This window comes from Psychrobacter faecalis, assembly GCF_016107575.1.
Classification (GTDB): domain Bacteria; phylum Pseudomonadota; class Gammaproteobacteria; order Pseudomonadales; family Moraxellaceae; genus Psychrobacter; species Psychrobacter faecalis.
On record NZ_JABAST010000057.1, the window covers coordinates 1 to 11,776 of the forward strand.

Annotated in this window: 10 protein-coding genes and 1 pseudogene; 4 read left to right on the forward strand and 7 right to left on the reverse strand. The window is 44.8% G+C overall.

The genetic code is table 11. The features are described 5' to 3' along the window. Nucleotides 1-155 precede the first annotated feature (155 nt). Nucleotides 156-650 (forward strand): pyridoxamine 5'-phosphate oxidase family protein, encoded by a 495-nt coding sequence (locus JFC07_RS12405; RefSeq protein ID WP_198329159.1) that lies wholly within the window; start codon nucleotides 156-158, stop codon nucleotides 648-650. A 136-nt stretch (nucleotides 651-786) separates the two neighbouring features. Here the strand turns inward: JFC07_RS12405 and pgsA are convergent, their stop codons facing one another. The 3 genes from pgsA to acs form a co-directional block, all read right to left on the reverse strand. After that, nucleotides 787-1,473: a CDP-diacylglycerol--glycerol-3-phosphate 3-phosphatidyltransferase gene (pgsA, locus tag JFC07_RS12410; protein WP_198329160.1), complete on the reverse strand. Its 687-nt coding sequence runs from the start codon at nucleotides 1,471-1,473 to the stop codon at nucleotides 787-789. Nucleotides 1,474-1,997: 524 nt separating this feature from the next. After that, nucleotides 1,998-3,203 carry an NAD(P)/FAD-dependent oxidoreductase gene (locus JFC07_RS12415; protein WP_198329161.1) on the reverse strand — a complete coding sequence of 402 codons (1,206 nt, stop codon included), beginning with the start codon at nucleotides 3,201-3,203 and terminating at the stop codon, nucleotides 1,998-2,000. Nucleotides 3,204-3,384: 181 nt separating this feature from the next. Then, entirely contained in the window at nucleotides 3,385-5,346 is a 1,962-nt protein-coding gene (gene acs, locus JFC07_RS12420) for an acetate--CoA ligase (protein WP_198329162.1), read from the reverse strand. Nucleotides 5,347-5,744: 398 nt separating this feature from the next. On the opposite strand from acs, the gene JFC07_RS12425 reads away from it, so the two are divergent. Both JFC07_RS12425 and JFC07_RS12430 read left to right on the forward strand, forming a co-directional pair. Next, on the forward strand, nucleotides 5,745-7,046 hold the full coding sequence (locus tag JFC07_RS12425; protein ID WP_198329163.1) for a BaiN/RdsA family NAD(P)/FAD-dependent oxidoreductase: 1,302 nt from the start codon (nucleotides 5,745-5,747) through the stop codon (nucleotides 7,044-7,046). Between the two features lie 172 nt (nucleotides 7,047-7,218). Continuing rightward, nucleotides 7,219-8,214, forward strand: coding sequence for a pirin family protein (locus tag JFC07_RS12430; RefSeq protein WP_198329164.1), 996 nt, complete (start codon nucleotides 7,219-7,221; stop codon nucleotides 8,212-8,214). Nucleotides 8,215-8,328: 114 nt separating this feature from the next. Here the strand turns inward: JFC07_RS12430 and nemA are convergent, their stop codons facing one another. Together nemA and JFC07_RS12440 are read right to left on the reverse strand one after the other, a co-directional pair. Next, complete coding sequence (gene nemA, locus JFC07_RS12435; protein WP_198329165.1) at nucleotides 8,329-9,432, reverse strand: alkene reductase; 1,104 nt, start codon at nucleotides 9,430-9,432, stop codon at nucleotides 8,329-8,331. Between the two features lie 344 nt (nucleotides 9,433-9,776). Continuing rightward, on the reverse strand, nucleotides 9,777-10,301 hold the full coding sequence (locus JFC07_RS12440) for a hypothetical protein (RefSeq protein WP_198329166.1): 525 nt from the start codon (nucleotides 10,299-10,301) through the stop codon (nucleotides 9,777-9,779). A 26-nt stretch (nucleotides 10,302-10,327) separates the two neighbouring features. On the opposite strand from JFC07_RS12440, the gene JFC07_RS12445 reads away from it, so the two are divergent. Continuing rightward, on the forward strand, nucleotides 10,328-10,510 hold the full coding sequence (locus JFC07_RS12445) for a hypothetical protein (RefSeq protein ID WP_198329167.1): 183 nt from the start codon (nucleotides 10,328-10,330) through the stop codon (nucleotides 10,508-10,510). Nucleotides 10,511-10,556: 46 nt separating this feature from the next. Here JFC07_RS12445 and JFC07_RS12450 read toward each other — a convergent pair whose 3' ends face one another. Both JFC07_RS12450 and JFC07_RS12455 read right to left on the reverse strand, forming a co-directional pair. Beyond that, the gene (locus tag JFC07_RS12450; RefSeq protein ID WP_198329168.1) at nucleotides 10,557-11,459 is read right to left on the reverse strand and encodes a DMT family transporter; all 903 of its coding nucleotides are present in this window, start codon (nucleotides 11,457-11,459) and stop codon (nucleotides 10,557-10,559) included. 95 nt (nucleotides 11,460-11,554) lie between these two features. Beyond that, nucleotides 11,555-11,719: pseudogene (locus tag JFC07_RS12455) on the reverse strand (tryptophan synthase subunit beta); the annotation flags it as partial. Nucleotides 11,720-11,776: the final 57 nt, after the last annotated feature.

The following is an 11,776-nucleotide window of genomic DNA, read 5'->3' on the forward strand; positions in this document are numbered from 1 at the left end:
CTTTTACATCAATTATGGTTACGTCTGATGCCGGCATACTTTTTAGAACACCACCCATCAATTATCTGCCGATAGCTTTTAAACCCAAGCTTTTAAACCCAAGCTTTTAAACTTAAAACTCAAACTGCCTATTTCAATAGTAAAGGATAACTATTATGAGTAAACAATCACAAATGGACACCATCCAAGCGATGGTAAAAGACATTAAATACACCATGATGACCACGCGCAATGGCGAAGACCATCTGCACTCTTGCCCAATGAACACCACTGAAACTAGCATTGGCACGAAAGAAATTTGGTTTATTGGACACACGCCATCTGAAACTGTCGATAACATTAAGCAAAATGCAGAAGTAAATTTGGCTTATACCTCGAAAGGTGACGATAAGTATTTGTCTATTTCTGGTACCGCTGAATTGGTCGAGGATGCAGAGAAACTCGATGAGCTATGGTCGGTTATGTATAACGCCTATTTTGAGCAAGGCAAAGAAGACCCAAGGGTACAGCTGATTAAAGTGGTGCCGCATGGTGCGGAATACTGGGCGAATGGTAATGCAATTACTAGCGCGGTCAAAATGACGGCGGCGGCAGTTACCGATACAGCGATTGAAAAAAGCTTAGGGGAAAATCTCTCTATTGAGTTGTAATTATTTGATCATTAAATACACTTAAAACTATGATAAATAAAAAACGCCAGTCACTTATCATGACTGGCGTTTTTGTTTATGAGCGGTTTAAACTTAAGCATGTAAACTTAAGGACTGATAGCATTTATTCTATATACTAACCGCTTTGTTTTAAATATGGCCATGCAGCTCTGAGGTAAATCATCATCGACCATAAGGTTAAAACCACCGCCGCCACCATCAATATATAGCCTATCATCTCAAGCGATTGCCAATTTAACAATAACACAGTGATAGCGATCATCTGAAAAGTGGTTTTGAGTTTACCGACATACGAGACAGCAACACTAGTGCGATTGCCAAGCTCCGCCATCCACTCGCGTAGCGCCGAGACGGCAATTTCACGCGAGATAATCACAATCGCCGCAATCGCCATGATTATATTGGGATGCCATTGCACCAAAATAATCAGTGCGGCTGCGACCATGAGCTTATCAGCGACTGGGTCTAAGAAGCGCCCAAAAGCAGAGACCACGTTAAGCTTACGAGCAAAATAACCATCGAGCCAATCGGTCACCGCGGCGATAATAAACACACCGGTCAACAGCAAATGACGCAGCAAACTGTCGCTAAATTCGCTCATACCTACCCGCGCGATGACATTGTCCGAAATCGCTGGCATGCCAATTCCCATGGCGGGTGGCCAATAAGCAATCGCCACAAACAGCGGAATCATTAAAATACGCGCAATCGTAAGATTGTTGGGTAGGTTAAAGATACTTCTGTCGTTTGGCGTTGGTAGCGGTTTTTGTTCTGGTGTGTGCAGCGGTGTACTCTCGGTCATGACAAACCCAGTTTATAGTCAGCGATAAGAATGTGGCTAGCTTAGCATTTTTCAGCCATGTCGTCATGCTTCTGTACAGGTCGGTTTTGGCTTTACTCAATTGCAAGTGTTTTTGAGCAAAAAATCCTTAGCAAAACGCTTGTTATTAAGATTTCTAGCTAATAATCGGCGGACAATAAACCAAAACGTAATGACATGTAAGTAAGCTAGGTAAATCGGCTAATTTCAGTTATGATGACTGAGGAATAAATACAGTTGTACACTGGAAATTGTAAGCAGACGTGATAATTTCTTGAAATCATAGATTTTGTCATCATCTTTATATTAACAATAATAAATCTTGATCAATTTACTTGTGGCTCGTTAATCAGTAGTAGCTCGGTCGCATGATAAGTTTTCCTCAGCCCACGACACCTCCTTCGTGGGCTCTTTTTTGCCTATAAGTTAATGATCTATATAAATTCAAATTTATTATGATGTAATACGTCTAAGTTTAATTCCTTAAAGCCTTTATTATCTGTAAATTAAACCATCGCTGTCACCGTCTGCGCCGCCATTTGATAGCAGCTTTCGATATTACCTTGTCCGCACCAATCGCCACTAACAATCCATTGCCGCTCATCATCAACCAATACTCCTAACTGCTCTTTATGAGAAGCGGTTACGGTCGCGGCGTAACGCCAACGGTGACAATCAACTTGGCTTGGCGCGCTCTCCGCATTCCAGTTTAATGCTCGCTGAGCGGCTTCTAACAACTTTGCTTTTATGGTATTGATATCGTCATCGACGTGCTGCTCTGACCAGTCGTTGCGCGCATGAATGGTCATGCTGGGTAATAGCGCATGATGCTCAGGCTTATGATGTTCGATAAATATTCTATCAATGATAGAATCCTGTACATAAGCCACATCCCACGCCGTGTCCAAACAGCTTAGCGCCTCAGGTAATGGTTGGTTCTCATTCCAACCAAGCATTAAGCTATAGCACGCCTGCATTGTTGGCTCAGTGATTTTTGCGCATTCACTAAAACCGCTATCTGCCATCAGCTCGACGGCTTGTCCATTTGGCGCCGTACAAATTACCCAATCAAAATGACCAAGACTGTTGCCATTTTCATCGAATAGCTCAGTTTTATTACTGGTTTTTTCACTGGTTTTGTCGTAAGTTTTATTATTGATGTTGCTATTTGGCGTTTGCTTATATTGAGATAATGGCGCGACGCGGGTGTTAAACTTAATGGTGCTATGCTGCAATTCATCAGCCAATGCTCGCCCCCAACTGGTCATCTTTGGCGCGCTGATATAACGCGCTTGCGTACTCCCCCATTGCTCTTTGAGGTGAATATCGGGTTTCTGATTATTTGCCGACATTGGCGTTAAGCTCACTACTTGCGCGCACCATGGCTGTAGCAAACCTGTCTGTGACCACGGTTCAATAAATTGTTGAAAGCTTGCGCTCTTAGCGGTAAAAAACTGCGCCCCAAATACCCATTGCCAGTTTTTATCAGTAAGGCTATCGCTGCGGTAACGTGTTGCTAGACGCCCGACGCTGCGTGATTTCTCAAAAATAGTGATTTCTGGTATTGAGGATTTGTCATTAATTTTCTGCTCATTCATTTGGCTAGAAGCGCGCTCTAATAAGGTGGCAGTAAATAGTCCCGTTAAGCCAGCACCGATAATGGCAATTTTTGGCGCTGATATCGGCGTAGGCTGCAAAGAAGAGTTCGGCATAATGACGGTAAACCTTGTAAATATGGAGAAAAACAAAAGTTATTGAAACTTTAAAGCGCGCTAATAGCAATAACCTCTACGTAAAAAAGCCATAATATTTACGATAGTATGGCTTTTAAAGAAGGGAAAAATTAGTTTAGTGCATATTCTTTTAGTATATCCAATTAACGAATCATACTCTTTACTCTCCGCGTTCCGCTTTGACCACGTCAATCAGCTCATTGATGACAGCGCTATCAGCAAGGGTCGATAAATCGCCCAGACCAACATATTGCCCTGCGGCAAGATTTCGCAGGATACGGCGCATGATTTTACCAGAGCGCGTCTTGGGTAAGACATCCACCATATAAATAGCATCCAAGTTGGCAATCGGGCCAATCTCCGCGCGCACGTGGCGATTGAGCTCAGATTTTAAAGCATCCGTTGCGGTTTCGCCCGATTTTAGAATGATAAAGGCACAAACCCCCATACCGCGAATGTCATGCGGCATACCGACAATCGCTGCTTCAGCCGTTGCTGGGTGCGCAACCACCGCGCTTTCAATCTCTGCCGTGCCCAAGCGATGCCCGGCAACATTGAGCACATCATCCACGCGTCCGGTAATCCAGTAGTGACCGTCTTCGTCACGCTGCGCACCATCGCCAGTAAAGTAATAGCCCGGATATTCTGTGAAATAGGTTTTTAAAAAGCGCTCGTGATCATTATAAATAGTACGCATCTGCCCCGGCCAGCCGCCACTAATCGCAAGGTTACCTTCTGCCGCACCTTCTAAGACATGACCATCAGCATCGACGACGACCGGCTCGATGCCATATAGCGGATTCATCGCCGCACCCGGTTTCATATCGACAGTACCCGGTATTGGCGCCAGTAAGATACCGCCGGTTTCCGTCTGCCACCACGTATCGACAATCGGACATTTACCGCCGCCAACGACATTGTAATACCAATCCCACGCTTCTGGATTGATCGGTTCACCAACGGAGCCAAGCAAGCGCAAACTTGAACGGTCAGATTCACGGACAAAGGTATCGCCTTCTTTCATCATCGCACGGATGGCGGTCGGTGCTGTATATAAAACCGTGATTTGGTGTTTATCAATAATATGACCGATACGCGCCCAGGTTGGATATTCTGGTACGCCCTCGAACATGACCGTCGTCGTCCCATTGGCGAGCGGTGCATAAGTGGCATAAGTATGACCAGTCACCCAGCCGACATCGGCCGTACACCAGTAGACATCATCTTCTTTGATATCAAACACATCGCGAAACGTAGAAAGCGCATAAATGATATAACCGCCAGTGATATGCAGCACGCCTTTTGGCTTGCCGGTAGAGCCTGAGGTATATAATAAAAACAGCGGATCCTCGGCATTCATGACTTCAGGCTCGCAATGCTTTGATTCGCCATCGACCAAACTGTGATACCAAACATCGCGCCGACCGCTCATCGGCACAGAATTACCCGTACGATGGACGACCACGACATTGGTCACGCTTTCCGTGCCATCCATGTCTAATGCACGGTCGACATTGGCTTTGAGCGGCGTGCGTTTATTACCGCGAATACCTTCGTCGGCGGTAATGACCAATTTTGATTGGCTGTCGATAATGCGATTGCCCAAACTCTCGGCAGAAAAACCGCCAAATACCACCGAATGTACCGCCCCGATGCGCGTACACGCCAGCATGGCGACCATCGCTTCTGGTATCATTGGCATATATAAAGTGACGCGATCGCCTTTTTTGACCCCAAGTTTGCGCATGGCGTTCCCGAGGCGACACACCGCTTCGTGCAGCTCTTTAAATGAGATAATTTTGTGCAGCGATGGATGGTCACCTTCCCAAATAATAGCAGGCTTATAAGGGTGATTTTTGACGTGTCGATCAAGGCAGTTGACTGAAATATTAAGCTCACCATCCTCATACCATTTGATATGAAAATCTTCCAAGTCATAACTGACATCGCTGATTTTGGTGGGTTTTTTTATCCAATCAATCAGCTCGGCACGCTTGGCCCAAAAGGCATCGTTCGCCTCAGGTGACGCAATAGATTGTTGGTATTCTTTTTTGTACTGCTCAGCGCTAGTATTGGCAGCGGCGACAAACTCAGCCGTGATAGGAAATGATTTTTGAGTCATCGTAGTCATCCTTTTTTAATTATTCTGACTTGTAGCAGCTGTCGTTGCGACTATCATTAAACGGCTTGCGTTAAATATGAACGGCAAACGGTGGCCTATACAAGTGATAAGAGTCATCTTCCATAATGTCTGACACTTAAGTTAGTTTGACAAATAAGCAGCGTCGTTGCAAGACGTCGAGCGCAAAACACAACAATTTCGCTGCACAGCTGTATACTTAATCAGGGGTAGCAACTTTTATAAGTTGACTGGGCAAAAATATTTAATCCTTGTAACCTGCTATAAAACATGGACAATAGCTACCCTTTATGATTAAAACGTCCACTCAGCTACTTTTTAATTTTACGATTTTTTTATTTCTATTTTTTAAAGCTTAGCGCTTTTTGGAACCTATCATCATGGAAAATCCGCGCAATGCAGCAGCACACAATCACTACGATGTCATCGTCATCGGCGCTGGCGCGTCGGGGTTATATTGTGCGCTCACCGCGGGTCGCCGTGGTCGCCGCGTCTTGGTGCTCGACCACGCCAATAAAGCTGGTAAAAAAATCCTCATGTCAGGTGGCGGGCGCTGCAACTTTACCAATTACTTCGTCGAGCCTGAGCATTTTATCGGTAGTAATGCCCATTTTTGTAAATCTGCGCTGAGCCGTTATCCGAGTTGGGAATTCATTGCTATGGTTGAGCAGCATAAAATCCCTTACCATGAGCGCGAGCATGGGCAGCTATTTTGTGATGATTCGGCACAAGATATTTTAACCATGCTCCTTGATGAATGCGCTGCCGTGGGCGTGCAAGTCAAGCTCAATACCCACATTGAACAAGTAAAAACTGATGAGAATAATAAGAAATCTCTCTTTGAATTAATTACCAGCAAAAGTCTGAGTAAAAAAGAAAAACAAGAGAGAAAAGATAACGGCAATCAAAGTAAGCTGCCGCAAACCAGTTATAACTGCGAATCGCTTGTGGTAGCAACGGGCGGCTTATCGATTCCGACCTTAGGTGCGAGCGGTTTTGGTTACGAGCTGGCGCAACAGTTCGGCCATACGTTAGTCGCAACTGATGCCAGCCTTGTGCCATTTACCTTTACCGATAAAACGGGTGAGCTGATTCGCACGCTTGCCGGTATCAGTCTGCCGGTGATTGCCAGTAATGAGCGCATCTCCTTTAAGCTACCGCTGCTCTTTACTCACCGTGGCCTGTCGGGCCCAGCTATGCTGCAACTGTCCAACTATTGGCATGTTGGTGAAACTATTACTATCAATTTGCTACCCGAAATAGATATAACGGCGCTTTTGCTAACTCATAAGAAATCGCACCCGCGCCAGCTTATCCGCACGGTCTTGGCAGACAATACCAACAATGCTTTGCCGAAAAAACTGCTGGCAGCGCTACAAACGCATTTGTGGGACGATATAAAAGATACCGAGCTTGCCAATATTAAAGATGAGCGCTTGATAGAGCTTGGAGCAACGCTGAACGGCTGGCAGCTAAAACCGTCTGGCACTGAAGGCTATCGAACCGCTGAAGTCACACGCGGCGGCATCACAACCGATGAAGTCTCGTCAAAGACCATGCAAAGCAAATATCAAGACGGGCTATATTTCATCGGTGAAGTGCTTGACGTCACCGGTTGGCTTGGCGGCTATAACTTTCAATGGGCGTGGGCCAGTGGTTTTGTTTGCGGCGAAGTGGTTTGATGTTAAGTCATACATACTCTTTAATTTAAAAGCCAGTGATACAAATTTAAAAACACTCATATAAACCCATACAGATTTAGAATTACTTAAGAGTAGGTATTTCATTCCTGTTAAAAAATGACGGTGAAATAAATAAGTATTCTTTAATACAGTTAGGTTGACGAGGTATGCAATGCGCGCCATCAAACATATTCATAGCAATAAAGTACCGCATTGGGTCGGCGATGGTTTTTATGTCAAAACTTTGTTTAATCATTTAGATAACGAAGCTGATTTTAATTATCAGCATACCGATCCATTTTTATTATTGGACTATGGTCAGCCGACCACCTTTACGCCAAATCCAAACCATGAGAAGGAGCCGCACGGTATCGGGCAGCATCCGCATAAGGGTTTTGAAACGGTGACGATTGCCTACGCCGGCGAGATTAGCCATGCCGATTCGGCTGGCGGTTGTGGCATCATCAAAGAAGGCGATGTGCAATGGATGACCGCAGGGCGCGGCATTATGCACGAAGAATTCCACTCACCCGACTTTAGTCGCCGTGGTGGACTTTTTAGCATGGTGCAATTATGGGTCAATTTGCCAAGCGCCCATAAACTGACTGCGCCTAAATATCAAACGCTAAAACGCGCTGATTTGCCTATCGTTGACTTAAGCAATATTGAAAATGGATATGCTATTGGTCAAGCGAGGATTATTGCAGGTAAGTGGCAATATACGACAGGCGCGGCAAGTACCTTTACGCCAATCAATATGTGGAATATTGCTTTGCATAGCGCTGGCTCAACGACGCTGCAAGTGCCAAACAATCATAACATCATGATATTGGTACAAGAAGGCACGCTACTGGTTAATGAAAAGTCAGTAAGCGCAGGCAGTCTGATTCAGTTTACAGCGCCGACTGTTACTGATATCGCTATTATTGATTTCGACAATGGACAATCAGCAACGCAGGTAAGCGATAGTATTAAGTTGACGTACCCTGAGCCAGCTGATGATAAGCTTTCTGGTGATAAGCAAGCACCAAGTACGGTTAAACTATTACTATTAAGCGGTGAGCCGATCGGCGAACCAGTGGTAGGCTATGGTCCTTTTGTCATGAATACCCAAGCGGAGTTAAAACAAACATTTCGTGATTACCAAACGGGTAACTTTGGTAAATAGCTAAATATTACCCATTAAAAAAGCCACCTTACTATTGTTAGCAAGGTGGCTTTTTATTCATTATCACTTTATTTTAATCGATAAAGCCAATTTAAAATGGCTATCCGATAATATTTAAGCTTGTTTTAAAAAAGGATAATCGGTATATCCTTCTGTACCGCCACCATAAAAGCTTTGCGGATGTTGCTCATTAAGCGGCGCGCCTTCGCGGATCCGCTCTGCTAAGTCAGGATTGGCAATATAATCACGGCCAAAAGCAACGGCATCGATATAACCATCTTTGATATTCTGCTCGGCTTTTTCAGCGGTATAGCCACCAGCAGCAATAATCATTTGCCCAAAAGCATCACGAACGCGCTGACGGAATTCGGTGCTATAAGGCGTACCACCTGCCCAGTCGGGCTCAGACAGATGTAAATACATCAACCCGCGCTTATTGATTTGCTCAATTAGCCAAATATTTTCGTCTTCATGGTAGCCTGCTTCAACATTATTAAAAGTACCAAGCGGCGAGATGCGAATACCAACATGGTCAGCGTCCCATGCAGCGATACAAGCATCGATAACATCAAGGGTCAAACGCGCACGGTTTTCGCGGCTACCGCCATATTCATCATCACGTTGGTTGGTTTGCTCAACCCAAAACTGATGCAACAGATAACCATGCGCGCCATGAATTTCTACGCCATCAAATCCTGCTTCTTTGGCGTTCTTAGTCGCAAGCCCAAAGTCAGCGATAACTTGCTTTACTTCCTCAAGCGTGGCTGGACGCGGGGTTGTAGATTCAACGCGTATCGGTTGATTATTACTGTCACGCAATGTCGTGCGCACGCCCACATGAACATCAGACGCCGAAATAGGCGCTTTGCCATCAGGTTGGACGCTTTCGTGTGAAACCAAACCGGTGTGCCATAGCTGGACGACAATCTTGCCGCCTTTGGCATGGACATTATCAACGATGGTCTTCCACGCCGTCGTCTGATCTTCGGTATGAATACCGGGCGCGCCAGCATAGCCTTTTGCCTGAAAAGACACTTGCGTCGCTTCGGTAATGACCAATCCTGCACCACTACGCTGTGCGTAATATTCACTGGCTAGTGCCGTAGGAACATCGCCCGGCTCGACCGCGCGTAAGCGGGTTAAGGGAGCCATAAAGATGCGATTTTTTAGAGTTTGGGTACCCATTTTTACGGGTTCGAATAAGGTATCGTGTGCCATGAGGAGCCTTGTTTGTTGTTATAAAATAGATTTATAAGAGTTATTGAGCTTTGATAAATAGCCATGCTAGTTGTTAAGACAGCCATTTATCAGCCGAGTTCTTTATAAGGGTAGATACCGCGATTCCAAGTAATACTTACAAACAAAAACACCTACGCAAGTGTATTTCCAACCTTTTAAACGCTATTATTTATGTGACCTTATAAGGGTGTTAAGCTAATAGAATCATTAATTTTTGCTAAAATTTAGTAATAAAAAAAGCACCTACTTTTAAGTTAGTGATTTTTTCTATTTTCTATCAGCACTAATATGAGCTATTTTTAACAAACAATCTCAGTCAATTTTTAAAAATGATAACCCAATTTCATGCCAAGTGCGTAGCCAGTTCCATCGTCAATATTGGCTACCCGACCATCAACCTTAGTATCGACTGGACCGCCTTCAAACCACATATATTGACCGCCCGCAGAGACACTAAGCTGCTCGGTCAGTTTGTATTGCGCGCTTAACCCCAAGCTTTTGATAGAGTCATAAGGTCCTAATAGACTGAGCGGTGCGCCAGTACCGTGGTCATAGCCGACACGTACTTCGCCTGAAGCTTTTGGATTAAACTGCTTACCTAATGCCACTTCAACCGCATAACCATCTTTTTTATAGGCGGCTAAAGGCTCTTGTGTCGATAATGTCGCTAAAGGCGGGGCAACATTAAAGTTACTCCAATCTACCCAGCGGGCGTTAACCATACCTAGCAACTTATACTTTTCACTCAGACCGGTTTGGAAATCGAAATTGACCGACTGCGGCATCTTCACTTCGGTCTTGCCCGCTAGTGGTAAGGCAACTTCATCAGTCGCTGGTCCCGGTGTCACCCCTCCCTGTGACGGTGGCTCCGGCGGTGAAAAATATTGAGACGCTCGCCTATTGCTTGCCGCAACCGACCACGCTAAAGTTTTATCATTATCAACCAGACAAAGTATTAGCAGAAGAAAAAAGGCTGAAAGCACTGATGCCATTTGCCAAGGCGTTTGACATCATTACCTTTCCCATTCAACTTATTATGGTAGAAGATGTTAAATAAGTGCCATTGATTAAAAGGCTATTTATCAATTAGAAAAATCAATATCTTAGGATTTAAGCATCTTTTTGATAGACAACTCTAAAGACAAATACGTACCAAATAATATCACCACCGAACCGATAATCGCTGGCGTGCCTAAAGCTTCACCAAGCAGCAGATAGCCTAAAATAATGGCAAAAATCGGAATGACTAAGGTAATACTGGTCGCGCGCATCGGACCGATACTTTTGATGAGTTGATTCATAAAAATCAGCGCGATGGCGGTTGAGAAGACGCCGATACAAATGACTGACGTCCAAGCAGTGAGGCTAATGGTTTTGCCATAGGGAAACTCATACACCGCTATCGGCAGCATAATAATACTGGCAATGATAAGCGAGCCTGCGGTAATCGCCACCGGCGAGACATCGTATAAATAGTTTCTGGTGATATTGGCGCCGACCGCATAACCGACACAGGCCAATAATGCATAGCCCATCGGCAGTAACCCTGAACCTGACTCAGCGCCCTGCCCGCTGCCGCCAAATAAGTTCTCACTCATCAAAATAATCACGCCGATAACGCCAATGATTAAGCCGATAATTTGTTTTTTTGACAAACGGTCTTTAAAAAAGGTGCTGGCGATAAAACCACTCATCATCGGTACGGACGCATTAAGCACTGCCAACACCCCAGCATTGACCGAGCGCGCTGAAAAGGCAAATAGGATAAAAGGGATAGCGGCAGAAAACAGTCCGACTAGGGTCAAAACTTTCCAGTTATCACGGATACCTGCTCTGTTTTTTGGGCTGATTAAGACAAAAACCAGCATGGTCAAGCCAGCTAGCACCACGCGCAAACTGGCAAATGCTAGCGAGCCAAATTCTGGCACGCCGACACGGTAAAAAATAAAGGACAGCGACCACATAAAGGACAATGTCATAAAAATAATGAGGTCGCGGTTGGACATGGGTAAATCCTATCAAGCGTTAGACTAAAAAAACCACGATGATAACTGGTTACACGCTTGAGAGCTGTTGTTTTTTTATACTGCTTGCAGATTTTTTATGGCTTTACCTTATCCAAAATAAAATCAATATCCTTATCGCCGCGCCCTGATAAATTGACCAAAATCGTCTCATCCGCTGACATATCTTTGGTGATTTTCATCGCATAGGCAATGGCGTGCGCCGACTCTAAAGCCGGAATGATACCTTCAAGGCGTGATAGCGGAGCCCATCCCGAATTCTGTGTAACTGCCATTTAGATTAAATGCTTACTGATACG